Source organism: Haloarcula laminariae (assembly GCF_025457605.1).
Classification (GTDB): domain Archaea; phylum Halobacteriota; class Halobacteria; order Halobacteriales; family Haloarculaceae; genus Haloarcula; species Haloarcula laminariae.
Genome location: NZ_JAMZFY010000005.1, coordinates 54,212 through 73,339, shown reverse-complemented (window position 1 = coordinate 73,339; position 19,128 = coordinate 54,212). Strand labels below are relative to the sequence as shown.

Genomic DNA, 19,128 nt, shown 5'->3' with positions numbered 1-19,128 from the left:
AATCCGATAACCGTCGGCGTGTCGCTTCCACGTTTCAGGAAAGCGACCGTAACGGCCCTCAACAGATAACTGTGGCCGAAATTTTTGGCTCCCCGTCTGCTTCCACGAAACTCTCCGGAATCGTTCCCACAATCTTAACCAACAAAACGAATCAATCTCGACTATATGTTGGTTAACAGTTCAACCGTAGCGGCCAATCGCTACGCGCTCACTTACCCGGCGAACTGACTGGCTCGGTGACGACGGAATATTGACGATCTCGACTTGTTCCATCGGCTTCTAGGAGATTGTACTGGACCATCTTCGAGAGGTACGTCCGCACAGTCCGTTTCGTTCGCGGGTCGTCGACGGCGTTGCTATACCGCTCGTGGATGGCTCCTGGTCCAAGCGGACCATGCTCGTGTACAATCTCGTAGACGGTTTGCTGGTGTGGTGTAAGCGAATCGAGGCTCGTCTGCCTGATTTGTGCCCGGGCGTCATCTGCAGCGTCCAGCAACATCTCGTCGCTGATTGTTTCTTGATCCGCTCTGTCTGCCTCGCTAGCGGCCGTACGGAGAATCCCTATTGCAAGTCGAGCGTCGCCGGCGGCCGCGTCGGCGATACGATAGAGCTGGGCGTCGGTGATGGCAGCATCGTCGAGGCCCCATTTCGCGCGAGCGTTCAGGATATCGTACAGCTGCTCGTCGTGATACTTGTCCATCCGGACGTGTTCGCTGGAGCGGAGCCGACTCACGAGCCGGTCATCGACGCGGCTGAACAGCTCTTCTTCTTTGTTGGCGATACAGATCAGCGCGAACTGCTCCAAACTGTGCAAGTCGTAGAGGATTCCTGGATCCTCCAGTTGGTCGACCTCGTCGAGGATAATCACGGTTCGGGGCCCGTTGTACTGCTGGAGCCGGTCGACGAGCTCGTCGTGAGGTGTCGACTGGCGGTGGATATCGATAGTCGCGCCAAGATTGTCGAGGATCTGATACAGCGTCCGGAATCGGGTGTAGTTGCGCCAGCAGTTGACGTAGGTCGTCTCGATGTCCAGTACCTCTTCGCGAAGCCGTTCTGTGACGAACTTCGAAATACAGGTCTTCCCAGCGCCGCTTGGCCCAGTGACGATGGCGGTGTCGGCAGGTTCCCCGTTCGTGATTGGTTCCAGAACGCTGGAGAGGTGGTTCACTTCGGGGTCGCGATGTTCGATTTCCTTCGGAATGAAGCCCGCCCGAAGCACACGAGCATCGCGAATCATGGAGTGGTCAGTCAATTGGTTGTCTAGCACGGTATATAATGGTGGCTGGGTACTTTCCGGAAACTGGGAACCTACGACTCGTCTGTTTCATTGACTCTACAGCTGTCAGGCGGTTCCGCTTTCGGAAACCAGTTGTTTCCGGGATTTCCGGAAAGGCTGCAGGGCGCTCAGCGGTGACGTTTGAAGTCTAGTCTTGATTGCCGCGATAATCATGAATAGTTATTTTTTCGACCCGGTAAGCAGGGGACGCATTAATCACGCGCACACCGGGTGAATCGATGGGTCTCGTCACCACCAACGACTGATGTGTGAAACCGTTTTCTCGACGGTTAAGCGTACCCTCGGCACCGACGCGCGGGCGAGCCGTCCGCCCTTAATCGCCGAAAGGTACTTCGGGACAACGTTGATCTCCCCGATTGGTGCGCCGCTGGCCAGCAGGGCGTTCGTCGTCGTCCGAGGCCGGCCAGCGAGAGGTCGCCCGCAAGCGCGGGAACAGTGCGCTGCTCCCACCCGTGATGTCGCTGATCACGAGGTTGTCCGCCCCAGCGCGATTCGCCAGGTTGGGGACGCGGACGGCGCTCTCGACGCCGCGCTCGCTACATGATAATCGACTGGAAGCACCTCGACCCGGCCGGTTTCGGCGGGATCGTCCGTTACCACGGCACCGTCGTCGATGTGCTCGCCCAGCAGCACTTCGAGCGTCGCTCGAAGTGACCCGCCGCCGAGGACGAGAATCAGCTTGTAGGCGTTGGGTCGTACGTCGCGGTGGCGGCGTCGACAGCTCGTACTGTCAGCTCCCCGCTGTCGAGCGATAGCGAATGGTCGACAACTGCATGAAGATGGAGCGCCTCGATTCCGGCGGCGAGACATCCAGTACGGCGCCCCACGTATTGCTCGACGCGAATGCTGACCGGTTTTCGATGGCAATCTCTAGCGCGTCCATGCTAGTACCCACCGATCATGTAGCCGCCGTCGACGAGTAGCTCCGCGCCGGTAATCCACTCGGCCTCATCGCTCGCGAAAAAGCGCACTGCGTTGGCGACGTCGCTCGGTTCGCCGACGTGAGGCAGCGGCGTCTTTTCGGCCTGGCGGCGGCGGGTCGCCTCGTCGTTCTGATTCTGCATCGGCGTCCGGATCACGCCCGGCAGCACCGTGTTGACCGTCACCTCGTCCTCTGCGAGTTCGAGTGCGAGATCCCGCGTGAGGTTCACGATGCCGGCCTTCGAGGCCGAGTAGGGCTCGCCGGCGCCGCCGAGATAGGCGTTGACGCTGCTGACGTTGACGATCCGGCCTTGGTTCGACTCGATCAGGTGCGGGATGGCGTGCTTCGACGCTAGGAATGTCCCCGTCAGGTTCACGTCGATCACGCGCTGCCACTGCTCGCGGGTCATCTCCGCGGTCGCCTCGAGCACCTGGACCCCCGCGTTGTTGACCAGCACGTCGAGCCCGCCGAACTCTTCGATCGTCGCCTCGACCAGCGCCGCGACATCGTCCTCCGTGGAGACGTCCGTCTCGACGTACCGAGCCTCGGCGCCGTATTCCGCTCGTAGCCGCTCGTCGGTCGGTCGGCCGTCGTCGCGGTCGTAGTGATCGGTCCGCTTTGGCTTGCGCCGGACATCGGCGACGACGACGTTCGCTCCGTCCTCGGCCAGTCGGTCGGCGACGCCACGGCCAATCCCCGAACTGGCACCCGTCACGATCGCAGTCCTGTCTTCCAATCTCATGGTTATGGAGTCGTGTGTCGGCTCGTTCGGTAGTCGATGCAGTTGTCGGTCACTCTGCCGTGACGTCCAGCTCGCGCAGCCCGGCTGCGCTGGCCCGGGTGAGCTCGTCGGGGTTGTCGCCCCAGACCTCGACGCTCACCGGGCCTTCGAACCCGATGTCGTCGAGCGCGTCGAATACGAGCTCCCAGGGGACCCCGCCGTCGCCGGGCGGGCGGCGGTCGGTGTCGGCCAGGTGGACCATGCGGAGCTCGTCGCCGACGGTGTCGAACGCGTCGACGGGGTTCGTTGCGTCGTCGGCCATCTGGAACGTGTCGAGCAACACGCCGGCATCGGCCGACAGCTCGTCGACGATCGACAACGCCTGGTCGGCCGTGTGCGCGATGTCGCACTCGCGGAAGCGAAGCGGCTCGATCAGCGGGTTGGCGTCACCGTACTCTGCCTCGGCCAGCGCCCGGTCGATCTCTGCCACGGCATGCTCGCGCGCGTCGCTGGCGGACTGGCCGCCGACCGACCAGCCCGGCACGACGTGGAAGTACGACGCGTCGACCGCGGCAGCCAGTTCCGCCACACCACCGAGATACGACCGCGCGGCGGCGCGCTCGGCGTCGTCCGGTGCCCCTAGGTTCAGCCCCAACGGCGGAAGTGCGAGCAGACGCTCGCCACCGTCATCCCGGCATCCTCGACCGTCTGTACGAGCTCGGTATGCTCCCTTTCGGATGTCGCCTCGGGCAGCGCGTGGGGGCGACAGGCGGCGAGCTCAACGGCGTCGTACCCGTACCCGGCGATGCGCTCGACGGTTTCCTCGATCGAGTAGGCTGGCCGCCAGTGGGGGAGATACGAGTAGGCGGTCGTGTTGAACGCGACGCATTCGAAGGTGCGGCCCGCCATCACTGTGCCTCGCGCTTGAGCAGCGCCGTCAGGAACTCTGCGTGACACCACGCCAGCGGCGCCGCGAAGGAGATGACGTCTCGCTCCTCGAGAGCGGCCGCCATCTCGTCGTACGTCGTGCGCATGTGACTCAGTTCCTCCACGATGCGGTCGAACGGCACGTCCCGAAGCACATCGTCGTCGAACTCCTTCTCGAAGTCAGCGCCCGTATCCCACTCCTGTTCGATGAACTGCTCGAAGCGCTCGCGCGTGGAGAGGTGTTCGGGGATGTGACCCGCCGCGTCGGCGTGGCCGGTGATCGTCGAGAGCACCTCGTCGCCCCGCTCGTGCTCGCCGCGGTCGAAGCGAAACTGCGCGTGCCAGGCGGTGTACTGCATCCATGGGCCGTTGCCGCCGTGCTGGTGTACGTCGTGGTCACGGTGAAAACCACGGAACCGCTGGAGACCGCCTAACCGTGGGTCCTCCAGGCTCGCTGCCGCCCGCTCGGCGGCGCGCATGGCGTGCTCGCCGAACACGCCCTCTAGTCCGAAGTAGGCGGGCGCAAGCAGCGTGATGTCCGGGCGGTCGTCGCGCTCGCCGTCGGGGGTGTGCCGGCGCGGAACGGGCGTCCCGTCGACGGCGAAGCATCGCTTTACGCCCGGTTCCAGCAGGGAGCGAAGCTTGCCGACCCGCTCGGCGGCGTCGCCGACTCGCCCGATATCCGCGGATCGCCCCGCTACTTCGAGCCGGTCGAGCGCATCGGCCGCCTGCTGCAACGCAGCGAGGAATGCGCAGTTTACCCACAGCGTGTAGCCGGACTCGATGGCGCCCTCATGGATGCTCGTAGTGCTCTCTATCAGGTGGGCGTTGGCGTCGTACAGCTCGGACCGAGTGACTGCTACCGCGGCGTCGATGCAGTCGACCGCGTTCGCCAGGAATGCCTCATCCGCCGATTCGAGGGCGTCGGCTGCGTCGAGCGCGAGCACCGCGTGCGAGATGATCCTGATGCCGTGGGCGAGGTTATCCTCCTGTCGGTAGATCGACTGGTCACTGCCGTTGAGCCCGTATCGCTGGAACCACCAGCCGTCGTCCTCGACGGCGATCATAAAGCGGGCCGCGTCGACGACGCGATCCAAGGAGGCGTCCGGCCGGACGCCGTGACGCAGCGCCGTCAGCCAGGCACGCGTGATTGAGGCGACGTCTCTCGGATAGACGTAGGGATATCGGTTGTCGGGGTCGCTGGCAAGCGGGACCGCGCCGTCGACCTCGGCGTCGTAACTCAACTCGTCCAGCACGTCGAGGTGGAACGTCGGGTCGTCAATCGACGCGTCGACGTGCTGGGGGACGATACTGTCTGTCGCCGTCTGCTGCGAATGTGTCATCGGTAGGGAGAGCGGGGGTTAGCCGCGAGTGATCGGTTGCGTGTCGGTGCGCTCACCGCCGACGCCGCGCGTCTTGATCGACGCCGTGGTCTCGGGATCGAACAGGTAGACGTCCTTCGCGGCGACGCTGACTGTCACCTCGTCGCCGGAATCGGGGTAGACGCCCGGCGGGACGCGGGCAGTCAGCGATCGATCGCCGACATCGAGGTAGACGAAGTTATCGTTCCCCTGATACTCTGTGACCGTGACGGTCGCGGGGAACCGGCGGACGTCAGTCGCGTCGTCCGGCGCTTCGTCGAGGTGGAGGTCTTCGGGGCGGACGCCGAAGCGGACCGGCTCGCCGGCGAGGTCGTCCTCGACGGCTTCTCGGGGGATTATGCCGAGCGTCGTGCCGTCGACGTTGACGGCGTACCCGTCGGCGTCTTCGCGGGCGACGGCGTCGAAGACGTTCATCGACGGACTGCCGAGGAACGCCCCGACGAACTCGTTGTTCGGGTGGTCGTAAGCGACTTCCGGCGGGTCGACCTGCTGGATGACGCCGTCGTCCATGATGGCGATTCGGTCGGCCATCGTCATCGCCTCGGTCTGGTCGTGGGTGACGTACACCGCGGTGACGCCGAGCTCCGACTGAATGCGCTGGATCTCCGTGCGCATGTGCGAGCGCAGCTTGGCGTCGAGGTTCGACAGCGGCTCGTCGAGTAAGAATACGTCCGGGTCGCGGACGATCGCACGGCCGAGCGCGACGCGCTGTTTCTGCCCGCCGCTCATCGCCTCGGGCTTGTCGTCGAGCAGTTCCTCGATGCCTAGCAGCTCCGCGCCCTCGCGCACCCGCTGGTCGCGATCGTCGCTCGACATATCGGTCGAGTGCTTTAGCCCGTAGCCCATGTTCTGGCGGGCGGTCATGCGCTTGTACAGTGCGTAGCTCTGAAACACCATCGCCACGTCGCGCTCGCTCGGCGCGAGGTGCTGGACTTCGCGGTCGCCGATCTCGATCGTCCCGTCGGTCACCGTCTCCAGGCCGGCGATCATCCGGAGCGTCGTCGACTTCCCGCAGCCCGAGGGCCCGACCAGGACGAGGAACTCGCCGTCCTCGACGGTCACGGACGCTTCGTCGACGGCGGTCTCGGTTCCTTCGGCGTCGTCGTAGATTTTCGTAACGTCGTTGAGTGTGAGTTCAGCCATCGGTAGTCACCTCCAGGTGGTCGTGGTCGGGGCTGTCCCTCGTCGCCGACGCCCCGCACGTCGGCGTCACGACCGTCGAATCGCTGCTGTGTCGAACGGCATAGCGCCGACCGCGGCAGTGTATCGTTGCTTCCGCCACTGTGCTGGGGTCCGGTCCGGTTCCGGCGCCGAAGTCTGTCGCGGGCTCAGCGACCGGCGTCCCCGACTTGACGTCCAAACCGAGCGCGGCACGGACGAAGCCGAACGCGCTGCCGGCGCTCCAGGCGGCCGGCTCGCAAGCGTCGGGATGGAGCGCCCGCCCAGCGTCCACGTCGGGGTCGTCGAGGCCGACCAGGAGTTCCGGGAATCCCCAGCGATCGGCGTCGCCGGTCGCGCCGGTCGCCAGCGTGTCCAGCCCCCGCTCGGCGAGCGCCGCGGCGGCGTCGTCGCGTCCGTAGCGCGCACAGCCCATTGCAGCGATACTGGTGTCGTGGGGCCAGACGCTACCGCGGTGGTACGACAGCGGGTCAAACGCCTCGTGAGCCGCCGAGTACGTTCTGAGTCCGGCGTCGGTCAGCAGCTCCGGCGCCAACAGCCCGTCGATTACCTCGTCGGCGCGCTCCGGCGGGACGATCTCGCTCCAGAGCACATGGCCCTGGTTCGAGGCGACGGCGCCGACCACGCCGTCGGCGTCGAGCGCGAGCGCGTAGCTCCCCTCGTCGGGCAGCCAGAACTTCCGGTCGAACGCCTCTTGGAGGCGCTCTGCGCGCTCGGTCAGCCGCTCCGCGAGCTCGCCGTCCCCCCGGCTCGCCGCGAGGTCGGCGACGCCACGAAGCGCGCGGTAGGCGTACCCCTGTACTTCCGTGAGCGCGATCGGCGGCGTCGCGGCCGTTCCGTCGGGCCGCGCAATCGACTGGTCGCTGTCTTTCCACCCGTGATGGACGAGCCCGTACTCGTGGTCGTGGGGCTCATACCGGACGATACCGTCCTCGTCGCCAGCCGCGATCGTCCACTCGACGGCCCCGAGGGCGGCGTCGTACAGTTCGTCGGTGATCGCGTCCTCGCCGGCCCATTCTCCGTAGGCGGCGACGAGCGCGGCGAACAGCGGCGTCGCGTCGACCGTCCCGTAGTACGGCGACCGGATCGACCGGCCGAGCGCCGGCAGGTCGCCCCGTCGCTCCTCGTGGGGGATCTTGCCTGGTTCGGCGAGTGTCTCCGGGTCGGTCGACGAGGCCTGTCGCCCGGCGAAGTAGGTCAGGACGCTTCGGGTCAGACCAGGCGCGAACGGTAGCGTTTGGAACCCGACCAGCAGCGCGTCCCGCCCGAACGGCGCGACGAACCGGGGTGCGCCAGCCGCCGGGACGCCCTCCGGCAGCAAGAGCGCCCGCAGGGTGTCGGCGGCGGCGTCGAACAGCCCAGGGTGGGACGCCATCGACACCGACGGGTCAAACGAGAGATTGAGTCGGCCGCGCGTCGGCCGGAGACGCGCCGTCGCGACAACCGAGACCTCCTCGCCGGCCGAGACCTCCAGCGTCCGTTCGACGGTTGCCCTCGAGGCGTCAGCGCCGGTTTCGACGGACACCGTTTGGCCGCCCTGCAACTGTATCGCCGCGCCCCGCGTCGTCCCGTCGGGCGACGTTCCGGACAGCTCCGCGCCGCTCTCGCGGTCGGACGCGGTCACGTCGCGATCGACCGACTCACGCGCCGCGAAGAAGCCCGGACACTCGAAGACGTGTCGGAAATCCGACGCCGCGGTCAGTTCGATGTCGACGACGCGCTCCGCAGGCGTGTGGTTCCGGAGAGTCGTCTCGACGGTCACCACGTCGCCGTCGACCGTGATGTCTTTCTTCAGCAGGAACCGTCGGGCGGCGCCCCGTCCCTCGCCCGGCGCGGCGCCGACCAACACGGTCGTCACGCCGTCCGGGCCGGCCCGCCGATCGAGCCGGTCCCAGCCGCTCTCGGGCACATCGCGATCGGTTACGGACACCTCGAACTCGCTGAGGTACTGCGTATCGTTCGCGAACACGCCGGTTTCGGCGCAATCGGAGCGGATGTCGCCACGCTCCCCGACCACGAAGACGACCCCGTTTCGGACCGCCAGTGCGCAGCCGTCCGGGATCATCTGATCACCTCGCCGTCGACGTCGAACCGGTGGACGGAGTTGGCGGGCAGTCGGAGCATCACGGTCGACCCGGGACTGATGGCGCCGGGCCGGTCGCGCAGGCGTGCGGTGACCCGGACATCGCCGCAGTCGACCTCGACCTCGTAGGCGTTGCCCAGCGGCTTGACGACAAGCACCTCACCGTCGAGTTCATAGGTCCGCCCGCCGTCGGCTCGTCCGGCGGCTTCCTCGGCGACGGCGACGTCTTCTGGTCGGACCCCGACGGTCGCGGTTTCCGCGAACGAGTCGTCGGACGTATCGGTTCCCCTGAGGCGGTCGGCATCGAGGAAGTTCATCGACGGCTCGCCGAGGAACCCGGCGACGAACTCGTTGACCGGGTTCTCGTAGACTTCTTTCGGCGTCCCGACCTGCTGGAGCTGGCCGTCGTTCATCACGGCGACCCGGTCGGCTAGGCTCATCGCCTCTTCCTGGTCGTGGGTCACGTAGACTGTCGTCGTGCCGAGGTTTTGCTGGAGGCTGCGCACCTCCGAGCGGGTCTGGACACGGAGCTTGGCGTCGAGGTTCGACAGCGGCTCGTCCATCAGGAACGCCTTCGGCTCACGGACGATGGTCCGCCCGAGCGCGACACGCTGGCGCTGGCCGCCAGAGAGCTGGCCGGGCTTGTTGTCCAGCAGGTCGTCGATCTCCAGCAGTTCGGCGGTGCGGCGAATCCGCTCGTCCGCCTCGTCGTCGTCGATATCCATCTTCCCGAGCGGGAAGGATAGATTCCCCCGGACGGTCTTGTGGGGGTACAGCGCGTAACTCTGGAACACCATCGAGAGGTCCCGCTTCTGGGGCAGCGCCTCCGTAATCTCCTCGCCGCCGATCTCGATACTACCCTCGGAGGGCACTTCGAGGCCGGCGATCATCCGGAGCGTCGTCGATTTGCCACAGCCCGAGGGGCCAAGCAGGACGAGCAACTCGCCGTTCTGGATCGTCAGATCCAGGTCGTCGACCGCGACGAGGTCGTCGAACCGCTTCGTGACGCCCCGGAGCCGGATCTCCGAGTTCTCGTCGGAACTCAGATCGGCAGCGTTCGCGACGGAGTCGGCGGTAGAGGTGGGTTCCGTCGCCATGTTACCCCTCCACCGCCCCGAAGGTCAGCCCCTCGACCATGAACTTCTCCAGGTAGGTGAACATCACGATCAGCGGCACGCTGGTCAGCAGCGACGCCGCCATGATCTGGCCCCAGACCTGTCGGAAGCTCGAAGACAGCGCCTCGATGCCGATCGGCAGTGTGAACACGCTCTGGGACTGGAGGAAGATGCTGGCAAACAGGTACTCGTTCCACGCGATCATGAACGTGAAGAAGAACACGGCCACGATCGCGGGCGCCGACAGCGGTAGCGTGATCTTGAAGATTACTTCCAGCCGTGAGTAGCCGTCCATGATCGCCGCCTCTTCGATTTCCTCCGGAATCGACCGGAAGTAGTTGCCAAGCATGTACAGCGAGACGGGCAGGGTCTGGACAAGGTAGGTTACGAACAGGCTCGCTAGCGAGTCGACGAAGCCGAGCCAGACGATTACCTGGAACATCGGCACGACCAGCAGGATGCCCGAGAACATGTACACCATCAGGACGCCCCGCGAGATAACTCCGCGCCCACGGTAGTCCAGTCGGGCGAAGCTGTAGGCGCCGAACGTGGCGACGAGCACCGATGCGCCCGCCGTCGTCGTCGCGATGACGAAACTGTTCTTGAAGTACGTCAGGAACGGGAACGTCTCCGGACTGAACACGGTCCGATAGTGCTCGAGCGTCAGGTCCTGGGGAAGCAGTGTCGGCGGCAGCGAGTACAGGCTCGACTCGGGCAGTAGACTCGCCAGCGCCATGTAGTAGAACGGGAACAGCGTGATCAGCAGCGTCAGCCCCAGCGCGACGTAGAACACGACGCGTTCGGCGAGCGAGGTTTCGAGAGTGTTCTTGCCGAGCCCAAGCGCGGTCTTGAACGAGTCGACGACGTGTCGGTATGTGGATTGTTTCGTACTCATCGTATCACCAGTCCAGTGCCCAGGCGACGTACGCGAGGACGAACACGATCAGCGCCAGGAACAGCACCATCGAGATCGCGGCCGCTTGGCCGTGCTGGTAGTTTGCGAACGCGACCTGGTACGCGTAGATCGGCAACGTCTCGACCCGACGGGTCAGCAGCCAGATATCCGCGAACTTGTTGAAGTTCCATATCCACCGCAGCAGGAACACCGTCGCCAAGATGTACTTCAGCTCCGGCAGCGTGATGTCCTTGAACTGCGCGAGCTTCGAGGCGCCATCGATCTTCGCGGCCTCGTACATGTCGCCGGGGATTGCCTGCACGCGCGCGATTAGCATCAGGAACGCGAACGGGAAGTAACGCCATGCGTCGATGAAGATCACCGACCAGACCGCGGTGTCGCCGTTGCTCAGGATGTCGATGTTGCCAGCGTACAGCCCGAGAACGTCGCTCCCGACATACGGAAAGATGCCGTACAGCGGGTCGAGCATGAATCGCCAAACGAACGCTACCGAGATCAGCGGCGCGACGTAGGGCAACAACACCATTCCACGGATGTATCGGCGCCCGCGGAACGAGCGGTTGAACAGCAGCGCCGTCCCGAGGCCACCCAGCGTCGCGAGCGTCGTGCTGAAGAACGTGAACACGATTGTTGTTCGAAGCGCCGACCAGAACGCGCTGCTGCCAAACAGGTTGTAGTAGTGTTCCAGCCCGATCCACTGGGGCGCCTCGTCCGGCCGCAGGGGCACGACGGTAAAACTCAGGTAGACGTTGTACAGCACCGGATAGAGGATTACTGTAGCGATCAGCAACAGTGCAGGCGCTATCAGCGCGTACCCCAGCAGCGCCTCCTTCTCCTCGATCGTCCGATCGCCGCCCCGGGTGAGTGAGACCATAGTGGGAAATAATGACGATGAACTCAGTTGATCACGTCGCGCATCTGGCTTGCGACGTCGTCGGCGACCGTCCGGGCGTCCTCGCCCTCGGAGACGCGCCTCACTGCCTGCGAGACGAGCGACCGGCTCGTGATCTCCCCAAACGTCGGAATCATCTGGCCATTGACGTAGCCGAATCGCTCGATGTTGTCGAACGCCCCGGAGATGTCGCTCAGCGTGTCCTGGCCCCATTCCTGGAGGACCTCGTTGTCGCGGTAGGCCTCGCTCTCGGCCGTCGACTGGAGCACGGGGTTCATTCCGCCGGGCGCCATGTGCAGGAACTCGATGTACTGGTCGCCAGTGAGGACGTGCTCGACGTACGACTCGGCGGTCTCGCGGTTCGCGTCCGAGGCCGTGTCGAGAATGTTGAACAGCAGGAGCTGACCGAACGAACTGCGCCGGTCGCGCTCGATGTAGGGTGCGAACGACGTGTTATTCGCCATCCCGTCGGTCTTGCTCGAGATGTCGCCCATGATGTACGACGAGTACATGATCATGTGGCACTGCTCGTTGAGATACGTGTTGTTGGCCGTATCGAACGTGTCAGTCCCCGGCGGACTGTACTGGGCCAGCGAGCCGTAGAAGTCGAGGGCCTCGACCATCGCGTCGCTGTCGAATACGATTTCCCCGTCTGCGTTGAACACCCGTGCGCCGTTCGAGCGCGCGTACGGCGTGAAACACTGGCGCGCGAACGGCGTCTCGTCTGAGCCGACGACGATACCGTACTGGTCGTTGTCAGGGTCGTGGAGCGTTTCCGCAGCTTCGCGGATCGACTCCCACGTCGTTGGGGCGTCCAGTCCCGCCTCGTCGAACGCGCTCTGGCGGTACCAGAACCCCTGCACCCAGCCGTGGGCCGGCACCGCGAGCAGGTTGCCCTCCGAGGAGGTCGCCAGCGACATCGCCCCGTCGGCGAAGTCGTCGCGCCCGATGCTGTCGACGACTGCCTCGGCGGACTCCGTCGAGAGCAGATCCTCGCTCCCCAGATTCTGCATGGGGTCGAGCCCCCACTCACCGAAGGTAGGGAGCGTTCCAGACGCGGTCGCCGAGGAGATCTGCGTCGGCAGGTCACCCTCCTCGACGGGGACCATGTCGATCGTCCCGTCGGCGTCCTCCTCGAACCCGTTGATCAAGCTCTGGATAACTTCCTGACGGTCCTGCTCGACCTGTGTCGTCCAGTACGTCGTTGCCCCGTTGTCGCTGTCGCCGCCCCCGCCCATGCAACCCGTGAGTCCGCCAGCGAGCATCGCTGCGCCGATTCCTTTCAGCACTGTTCGCCGTTCGCGCCCGGCAGTCGGATCTGTCATGATAAGCCATCCCAATAACTAAGAACTAACTACTTAAATCTTTGCGACCTTTTGTTTACTGGAGTAACTACTCGATTTGTCCTCTCGACAGTCTGTCATACTCGACTTCGAGCGCTGCTTGGTGATAGTCGCGACTACGGTCGCCCCCTGAAGTTCTCCGGGCCTCACGGACTGCGGTTCAATGATCGATATCGGGCGAACAGCACAGCAGACCGGTCCGCCTCGGCTGTCGCGTTGAGCGCAATCTCGGCGGTGCCGTCCGGGCCCCCCATCGGTGCCCGTTGCTCTCGGCTGTCTCCGTCATGTCGTTGCCCGTCGGCGCCTCATTCGGCGTCGTCGATTGGACCGTCCAGACGGTGGCCGGCTGGTCGTGCGTGTATCCGATTGTGACAGAGGAGGAGTTCCGAGACGCCGGCGTACAGTGGCCATCTAATAAAAATATATAAGTATTTGCTAGCGATTGTTTACTACAGTGAATTTAACTCGCCCCCCATCTCCGACCGCGACCGGCACGGCATCCAAATTGGTGTGCGTCCAAGAGGTGGGATAATGGACGAAGACGACCTCCACGACGGGTTACGGGAAGCCGGGCTTTCCCAATACGAGGCCGACGCGTACCTCGCGGTGCTGGAGCGGGGCACGGTGCCCGCCGTCAAGGTCGCCGAGCAGACGGGCATCCCGAAGTCCCGAATCTACGATGTCCTCGAGGACCTCGAACGCGACGACTACGTTGAGACGTTCGAACAGGATTCCTCGCTGTCGGTCCGCCCGCGCGATCCCTCGGAGATGATGTCGGATCTCCAGCAGCGCGCGAACAGGCTTGCGTCGACCGCGGAGGCAATCGAGGATCGCTGGGAACGCCCCGAGATCAGTGGCCACAAGATTTCGATCGTCAAACGGTTCGACTCCGTCGTCGAGCAGTTCCGGGCCGCCGCCGAGGACGCAACCAACCGAATCCAGATCGCGGTCTCGCCCTCGCAGTTCGAGGCCGTCCGCCCGGCGCTTGAAGACGCCGTCGACCGCGGCGTGTTCGTCAAACTCTGCGTAGCGACGAGGTTGGAGGACCCCCACGTCGTCAACGACATGGCGTTCGCGGACGCCGCAACCGAGGTCCGACACCGGACGCTCCCGGCGCCCTTTACCGCGCTGGTCGATCGCTCGCACACGTTCTTCTCCTCGCAGTCCCACCCGACCGACCAGTACGGCATCATCATCGACGACCTTACTCTGACGTACGTGTTCCACTGGTACTTTCAGGGTGCGCTCTGGGGTACCTGGCCACACGTCTACGACTCGGTCGCGGAGGGCACCAAGCTGGAGTACGTCGACGTCCGCGAGTGCGTCCAGGACATCGCGCCAATTGTCAACGACGGGACGACGATTCCGGCCACCGTCCACGGATTCGATATCCAGACGGGCGAGAACGTCACCTTCTCCGGTGAGATCACCGAGATCATTTCGGCGGCGCCGCCGAACGACGACGGCTCCCTGACGCTGACCCAGCTTGCCGGGCAGGCGACTATCGTGCTTGAAGCCGACGGGCGGGAATACGGCGTCGGCGGCCGCGGCGCGACGTTAGAGGACATCGAGGCGACTCGAATCGTGCTCGATCAGCCCGAAGGCTGGTCGGAGGTGGCGAACTGAGATGCGCTACGGACTCAACCAGGCCGGCTTTCCCGCAGACGAGTTCGAGGAAACGTGTTCGCTCCTCGCAGCGGCGGGCTACGACGGCATCGAGCCGAATGTCGAGCGCGACGGCCCGCTGACGACCGAGACGGGGCGCCAAGCTGCGGTCGAGGCGGTCGAGGCCTACGATCTACAGGTGCCCGCTATCTCGACGATCAGTCATTGGGAGTACCCGCTTTCGAGCGTGGACGATGAACTGCGGGAGATCGGCTTGGAGATCAGCCGCGACATGGTCGACGCCGCTGCGGCGCTCGGCGCCGAGGACATCCTCATCGTCCCCGCCGTCATCGAGGACGGCGCGGCATACGACGCCGACTACGAGCGCGCCGTCCAGTCGGTCCGCGAACTCGCCGGCTACGCGGCCGACTGCGACGTCGGTGTGGCTATCGAGAACGTCCAGAACAACTTCCTGCCCTCGCCCGCCGAGTTCGCGACGTTTCTCGACGACGTCGAGGACGCCGGCCCCGTCGGGGCGTACTTCGACATCGGGAACGCGCTCCGCTCGGGACTGCCGAGCCGGTGGCTGCACGTGCTCGATGGCCGCATCGCGAAGATACACGTCAAAGACTGGCTGACCGACGCCCATCGGGTAGCGTACCCGCCCCAGGGCGATGTCAACTGGGAGCGCGTGCTCGACGCCGTCGACACGATTGGCTACGACGGCTGGCTCACCGCCGAGGTGCCCGTTTACCCGTCGTTCCCAAAGCAGATGCCGGTCGATATGCTCGACACTATGCGGTTTCTCTTCGATGACGGAGGTGACGGGAAGTGACCCGGACGATCGTCACCGGCCCGCTATTCGAGGACGTCTGGCCGCTCGCTGCCGATCACCTCCGAGAACTGTGGGCCGAGCGCGGCCCCGTCGAACTTCGATGCCTCGACGAGACGCCAAGTCGGCTCACCGATGTTCTGGACGAGCCGGGCGAGGTCAATGAACTGGCGGCGCTGGGCGTGCCCGTCACCGAGGAGGACGCCGAGCGACTATCTGCCCTGGAGTCGGCGATCGTGATGACCGATTCGATGTACGCGGTCGACGCCGACGCACACGAGCACCTCGCGGAGCGCGGCGTCGCCGTCCACGACCACACCGACGAGGGGTTCTGGGCGCAGTCGGTCGCCGAATTCGGCCTCGGCCTAACGATCGACGCCCTCCGGCAGATCCCCCAGAAGCACGCCAGGATGGTCGACAGTCATGAACCCTGGGACCTCGAGCAGCTCGACAACGATGTTCCGGGCGCGAACGGTCACCAGTTCGCTGACGATCCGACGTTTACCAACGGCACCGTCGCCGGCACCCGCGTCAGAGTGGTGGGCGTTGGCAACATCGGGAGCACTTACGCCGACGCCGTTGCCTCGCTGAACGCGGACGTCGCGGCCTACGACCCCTACGCCGACGAGCCCTGCTTCCACCGGTCGGGCGCTGACCGCGTTCGGTCGCTGGACGCCCTCGTCGCGGACGCCGAGGTGTTTGCGCCGACGGTCCCCCTGACCGACGCCACTGAGGGGCTGATAACGGCCGAGCACGTCCGCGCGCTGCCGGAGGGATGTGTCGTGGTCTTAATCACTCGCGCGGGCGTAGTTGACATGGACGCGATCCGCGAGCGCGTCCTCGCCGACGAGATCGCACTTGCGGCCGACGTCTGGGACAAGGAGCCGCTGCCGCTCGACGATTCGCTGCTCGACCGGCACAACGTCGTCCACACGCCCCACATCGCCGGTCGCACGCGCGACGCCAACGAGTCGTGGGCCGAGCGCCTCGACGCTCACTTCCGGGCCTCCGATAGCGCTCGTTCGACTCCGCGAACCGACGAGGCAGATGATCGGTAACCATCCTGCCGCCCGGTGCGCTTCGCCCTCACGAAAACCCGTCTGCGTCCACCGCCCTCCCCCCCTATTGATTTGTTTCCGCCGGTAGTACTTCTTTAAATCGGGAGGCAATGCATCCAATATCTCTGCGATGACCCAGGGACGTGCCCACTCGTTTGCGTAGAAACGGTCCATATTCCCCAAGTCGTTCGACAAGATCTTGTTTAACACAACTCGCGGCCCACCGTCTTTGAATCCGATCAAGTAAGGGAACCCTCTGAGATAGACGCCCTGTTGTTTCCTGTGCATCTGCACCGGTAGAGAGCCAACCCAGGTCTCACCTTCGGCCACCGATTTCCATGCATCTTCCACCGAGATTCGTTCGGTGTTCTCCCCTCGGACCCTCACCATTTTTTCGACCGGTTGTACACCTCACTAGGAAGGAAGCCAGAGACTGGTTCGCCACTGCGGTACTCTTCTAGTGCTTTCCGCTGCTCGAATTTCGCCTTGTGAAGGTGAACCACAAGAAGCGGAGCACCGTCCAACTCTTGGATTTCGCGGTACGTCTCTAGCTGCGTTTGGCAGGGTTCGGGAGCGCCTTGACTCAGACATATCAAGACATTAGAACGAGAAATGGGTATAGATTCGATCCAACCTGATTCTGCCGCTATCTTTCGATTTGACGCACCCGTATTTAAGTACCCCGCTAACTCAGCCGAAGATCTCCGAATGAACCTCACGCAACTCGTCGATAGCCTCATCAACCTCAGATTCGTCCGGGTAGTACTCGTACAACGCGTGGTCATCTCCCGGCTCAAGACAGTCTGCCTCCTCTTCCAGAATCGCTTCCCGTTCCTCGTTACTCAGGTCAATAGTAATCTCCGCATACAGGACCGACACATCAGATTCGGACAAGTTGAAATCTACCTCTGTATCGAACTCCTCGCCCTGGAACTCGAGCGGGGTCTCAGCGAAGAACCTGCCCAAGTCGTCACCAAGCTCCTCGTCAACCCAGATATCGTGAGCGGTCTCTTCCTCAACTCGTCAGTAAACCGTTCTACCTTGTCCGCTGTATAGTCAAATGGATAAGCTAGTAAAGCTAGCTATACAACTTAGCTGGCTGGCTTAGCTAAGCTATATAGCTATACTGTCTGACTGAGCTTTATAGCTAATGAGCCCAACTACATGAGTATGCTGGCCTACACAGTCTACTCGGAAGCAGGGGGCGTTGGAAAGACCACGCTCGCGACAAACCTCGCGAAGGCGGAGGTACGAGCGGGTCGGAAGGTCCTGGCGGTCGATCTTGATACGCAGGAAGCCTCGATGTCACACCTTCTCGACGTAGCCGAGGACCGCAACAATGACCAGGCGGATAGCCTCCTCCGGCATATGATTGACCGGCCACGAGGTGATTTTGCTGACCTCATCAAGACGAGCGAGGGAATCGATGTCGTTCCAGCGCACAACATCCTCGAGTATGCGTCCAAACATCTCCGCCGGCGCGAAGAGGAAGCTGCTGACTTCGGTGAGTCGTGGAATCCCAACAAGCAGCTGCTCCGGGTGCTTCGCGAAGCAGGCGTCCACGAAACCTACGATACATTGATTATCGACCCACCGGCCAGTGCCGACATCAAACTCCACAACGCGATTCACGCGACCCGGCATCTGGTGATTCCGTTCGAACCCAGCGGGAAAGGGTACGAATCCGTCCAGGGGCTCGACCAGCTCGTCAGTGGGCTTGAAGACTCGCTAGGAATTGAGGTCGGCGTCTTGTCGGTCGTCCCAAACCGGTACAAGGGGATGAACGACCAGGACCGATTCCTCAAGCAATTGGCTGAAGACGGGTGGGAAAGCTCGATTCGGTTCCGTGAACGTTCATCGTTGCTTGAAGGCTGTTGGGCGGAACAATGTACTGCATACCGCTATATCGAGGAACATCGGGACCGCGAGCGCGAGCACGAGATGGAAACCCTCGAGAAGTTCGATGAGTTAGCAAGTAAGATTCGGGAGCAGAAGGCGGTGGAAGCATGAAACAAGGCTCCGCTGACGATCCGTTCGCCGATGAAGAGCCTGACGACGAGCCTGAGGAAACCGCAACTGAAGACCAGACAGATAGTACTGACACTGATGCAGGACTCTCATCGACTGATTCCACACTCTCTACAGAGTCTACTGGGTCGTCTCAAAACCGATCACTACCATATATCCACTCCCGTAGTGGTGTCAAGGACGGCCGAAACCAGCGCCCGGTTTTTCTCCGAGACCATATCGAAGACGGCATCGACGACCTAGTAGCACAGATGGAGACTGAGTTCGGTGAGAATGTCTACAAGACAGACGTTACAGAAGCTGCAATGGCGATTGCGGAAGAGAATCCGGAACTCATCAGGGAGAAACTTGACGAGTGGGGGTACGGCTGGTCCTAACCTGCAATACGGACATTTGGGAGCGGTAATTCTGAACGAGGTCTTTCTGTCTGAGTGTGGCTGGTGGTGGCGCTACAAGAGTTCAACCTGGAACCCCGTAGTTGCGAACGACACGAAACGTTCACGGATTATCTGAGATGAAAAGCTACCAGCCGTATCTCTATTCTCCCTTATGTCTAATACAGTACACGTACAATTCTCGTACATGCCTGTCGATTTCGAAACGCACGACCCGGGACCCCTCGCGTTGACCTGGCAGAAGGGACTAACGCACGGAGGTTACTGGAGTTCCTGCTGGAGATACCGAGTGTAGGATACACACCAGCAGAATTTGGAGAGGAGACAGGGATTCCACGTGGGAGTATCGACCCGGGATTAAACCGACTTGAGGCAGCGGGCCTCGTTCGGCATAAAGAACGGTATTGGGCAGCTGCCGAAGACGACCAGGTTG

General features: G+C 63.3%; 17 protein-coding genes and 2 pseudogenes. 6 read left to right on the top strand and 13 right to left on the bottom strand.

Features of this window, described 5'->3' with window-relative positions; genetic code table 11:
- Window positions 1-208 precede the first annotated feature (208 nt).
- Complete coding sequence (locus NJQ98_RS18860; RefSeq protein ID WP_262181656.1) at window positions 209-1,237, bottom strand: Cdc6/Cdc18 family protein; 1,029 nt, start codon at window positions 1,235-1,237, stop codon at window positions 209-211.
- A 250-nt stretch (window positions 1,238-1,487) separates the two neighbouring features.
- Between NJQ98_RS18860 and NJQ98_RS18855 the strand changes: the two are divergent.
- Window positions 1,488-1,598 (top strand): annotated as a pseudogene (locus NJQ98_RS18855) (IS5/IS1182 family transposase); the annotation flags it as partial.
- A 32-nt stretch (window positions 1,599-1,630) separates the two neighbouring features.
- Here the strand turns inward: NJQ98_RS18855 and NJQ98_RS19185 are convergent.
- From NJQ98_RS19185 to NJQ98_RS18805, 11 genes and pseudogenes are all read right to left on the bottom strand, one after another.
- Window positions 1,631-1,747: pseudogene (locus NJQ98_RS19185) on the bottom strand (hypothetical protein); the annotation flags it as partial.
- 434 nt (window positions 1,748-2,181) lie between these two features.
- Window positions 2,182-2,961 (bottom strand): SDR family NAD(P)-dependent oxidoreductase, encoded by a 780-nt coding sequence (locus NJQ98_RS18850; protein ID WP_262181653.1) that lies wholly within the window; start codon window positions 2,959-2,961, stop codon window positions 2,182-2,184.
- Between the two features lie 49 nt (window positions 2,962-3,010).
- Window positions 3,011-3,595 carry a sugar phosphate isomerase/epimerase family protein gene (locus NJQ98_RS18845; RefSeq protein WP_262181651.1) on the bottom strand — a complete coding sequence of 195 codons (585 nt, stop codon included), beginning with the start codon at window positions 3,593-3,595 and terminating at the stop codon, window positions 3,011-3,013.
- Entirely contained in the window at window positions 3,586-3,849 is a 264-nt protein-coding gene (locus NJQ98_RS18840; RefSeq protein WP_262181649.1) for a sugar phosphate isomerase/epimerase, read from the bottom strand. The genes NJQ98_RS18845 and NJQ98_RS18840 overlap by 10 nt, the downstream gene beginning before the upstream one ends.
- A complete protein-coding gene (locus tag NJQ98_RS18835; RefSeq protein ID WP_262181646.1) occupies window positions 3,849-5,210 on the bottom strand; it encodes a glucoamylase in 1,362 nt (453 codons plus the stop codon). The genes NJQ98_RS18840 and NJQ98_RS18835 overlap by 1 nt, the downstream gene beginning before the upstream one ends.
- 18 nt (window positions 5,211-5,228) lie before the next feature.
- The gene (locus NJQ98_RS18830; RefSeq protein WP_262181644.1) at window positions 5,229-6,392 is read right to left on the bottom strand and encodes an ABC transporter ATP-binding protein; all 1,164 of its coding nucleotides are present in this window, start codon (window positions 6,390-6,392) and stop codon (window positions 5,229-5,231) included.
- Window positions 6,385-8,493, bottom strand: a complete 2,109-nt coding sequence (locus NJQ98_RS18825) for an MGH1-like glycoside hydrolase domain-containing protein (protein ID WP_262181640.1) — start codon at window positions 8,491-8,493, stop codon at window positions 6,385-6,387. The genes NJQ98_RS18830 and NJQ98_RS18825 overlap by 8 nt, the downstream gene beginning before the upstream one ends.
- Window positions 8,490-9,608, bottom strand: a complete 1,119-nt coding sequence (locus NJQ98_RS18820) for an ABC transporter ATP-binding protein (RefSeq protein WP_262181638.1) — start codon at window positions 9,606-9,608, stop codon at window positions 8,490-8,492. The genes NJQ98_RS18825 and NJQ98_RS18820 overlap by 4 nt, the downstream gene beginning before the upstream one ends.
- Before the next feature lies 1 nt (window position 9,609).
- On the bottom strand, window positions 9,610-10,521 hold the full coding sequence (locus NJQ98_RS18815) for a carbohydrate ABC transporter permease (protein ID WP_262181637.1): 912 nt from the start codon (window positions 10,519-10,521) through the stop codon (window positions 9,610-9,612).
- Between the two features lie 4 nt (window positions 10,522-10,525).
- Window positions 10,526-11,416: a carbohydrate ABC transporter permease gene (locus tag NJQ98_RS18810; protein WP_262181635.1), complete on the bottom strand. Its 891-nt coding sequence runs from the start codon at window positions 11,414-11,416 to the stop codon at window positions 10,526-10,528.
- Window positions 11,417-11,439: 23 nt separating this feature from the next.
- Complete coding sequence (locus tag NJQ98_RS18805; protein WP_262181631.1) at window positions 11,440-12,759, bottom strand: ABC transporter substrate-binding protein; 1,320 nt, start codon at window positions 12,757-12,759, stop codon at window positions 11,440-11,442.
- A gap of 549 nt (window positions 12,760-13,308) precedes the next feature.
- Between NJQ98_RS18805 and NJQ98_RS18800 the strand changes: the two genes are divergently transcribed.
- The 3 genes from NJQ98_RS18800 to NJQ98_RS19125 are packed head-to-tail and all read left to right on the top strand — an operon-like array spanning window position 13,309 to window position 16,272.
- The gene (locus NJQ98_RS18800) at window positions 13,309-14,403 is read left to right on the top strand and encodes a TrmB family transcriptional regulator (protein WP_262181628.1); all 1,095 of its coding nucleotides are present in this window, start codon (window positions 13,309-13,311) and stop codon (window positions 14,401-14,403) included.
- A gap of 1 nt (window position 14,404) precedes the next feature.
- Entirely contained in the window at window positions 14,405-15,217 is an 813-nt protein-coding gene (locus NJQ98_RS18795) for a sugar phosphate isomerase/epimerase family protein (protein WP_262181626.1), read from the top strand.
- Window positions 15,214-16,272, top strand: a complete 1,059-nt coding sequence (locus tag NJQ98_RS19125) for an NAD(P)-dependent oxidoreductase (RefSeq protein ID WP_262181624.1) — start codon at window positions 15,214-15,216, stop codon at window positions 16,270-16,272. The genes NJQ98_RS18795 and NJQ98_RS19125 overlap by 4 nt, the downstream gene beginning before the upstream one ends.
- Before the next feature lie 690 nt (window positions 16,273-16,962).
- On the opposite strand, the gene NJQ98_RS18785 is transcribed toward NJQ98_RS19125, so the two are convergent.
- Window positions 16,963-17,238, bottom strand: a complete 276-nt coding sequence (locus NJQ98_RS18785; RefSeq protein ID WP_262181622.1) for a hypothetical protein — start codon at window positions 17,236-17,238, stop codon at window positions 16,963-16,965.
- A 204-nt stretch (window positions 17,239-17,442) separates the two neighbouring features.
- Between NJQ98_RS18785 and NJQ98_RS18780 the strand changes: the two genes are divergently transcribed.
- Both NJQ98_RS18780 and NJQ98_RS18775 read left to right on the top strand, forming a co-directional pair.
- Window positions 17,443-18,282 carry a ParA family protein gene (locus NJQ98_RS18780; protein WP_262181619.1) on the top strand — a complete coding sequence of 280 codons (840 nt, stop codon included), beginning with the start codon at window positions 17,443-17,445 and terminating at the stop codon, window positions 18,280-18,282.
- Entirely contained in the window at window positions 18,279-18,677 is a 399-nt protein-coding gene (locus tag NJQ98_RS18775) for a DUF7970 domain-containing protein (protein ID WP_262181617.1), read from the top strand. Before NJQ98_RS18780 ends, NJQ98_RS18775 begins: the two co-directional genes overlap by 4 nt.
- Window positions 18,678-19,128: the final 451 nt, after the last annotated feature.

Excerpts from the sequence above, each read along its gene's own strand:
- NJQ98_RS18810 (WP_262181635.1), bottom strand. The coding sequence starts at position 11,416 with ATGGTCTCACTCACCCGGGGCGGCGATCGGACGATCGAGGAGAAGGAG.
- NJQ98_RS18840 (WP_262181649.1), bottom strand. The coding sequence starts at position 3,849 with ATGGCGGGCCGCACCTTCGAATGCGTCGCGTTCAACACGACCGCCTAC.
- NJQ98_RS18815 (WP_262181637.1), bottom strand. The coding sequence starts at position 10,521 with ATGAGTACGAAACAATCCACATACCGACACGTCGTCGACTCGTTCAAG.
- NJQ98_RS18825 (WP_262181640.1), bottom strand. The coding sequence starts at position 8,493 with ATGATCCCGGACGGCTGCGCACTGGCGGTCCGAAACGGGGTCGTCTTC.
- NJQ98_RS18860 (WP_262181656.1), bottom strand. The coding sequence starts at position 1,237 with ATGATTCGCGATGCTCGTGTGCTTCGGGCGGGCTTCATTCCGAAGGAA.
- NJQ98_RS18850 (WP_262181653.1), bottom strand. The coding sequence starts at position 2,961 with ATGAGATTGGAAGACAGGACTGCGATCGTGACGGGTGCCAGTTCGGGG.
- NJQ98_RS18830 (WP_262181644.1), bottom strand. The coding sequence starts at position 6,392 with ATGGCTGAACTCACACTCAACGACGTTACGAAAATCTACGACGACGCC.
- NJQ98_RS18800 (WP_262181628.1), top strand. The coding sequence starts at position 13,309 with ATGGACGAAGACGACCTCCACGACGGGTTACGGGAAGCCGGGCTTTCC.
- NJQ98_RS18820 (WP_262181638.1), bottom strand. The coding sequence starts at position 9,608 with ATGGCGACGGAACCCACCTCTACCGCCGACTCCGTCGCGAACGCTGCC.
- NJQ98_RS18805 (WP_262181631.1), bottom strand. The coding sequence starts at position 12,759 with ATGACAGATCCGACTGCCGGGCGCGAACGGCGAACAGTGCTGAAAGGA.
- NJQ98_RS18795 (WP_262181626.1), top strand. The coding sequence starts at position 14,405 with ATGCGCTACGGACTCAACCAGGCCGGCTTTCCCGCAGACGAGTTCGAG.
- NJQ98_RS18775 (WP_262181617.1), top strand. The coding sequence starts at position 18,279 with ATGAAACAAGGCTCCGCTGACGATCCGTTCGCCGATGAAGAGCCTGAC.
- NJQ98_RS18835 (WP_262181646.1), bottom strand. The coding sequence starts at position 5,210 with ATGACACATTCGCAGCAGACGGCGACAGACAGTATCGTCCCCCAGCAC.
- NJQ98_RS18780 (WP_262181619.1), top strand. The coding sequence starts at position 17,443 with ATGCTGGCCTACACAGTCTACTCGGAAGCAGGGGGCGTTGGAAAGACC.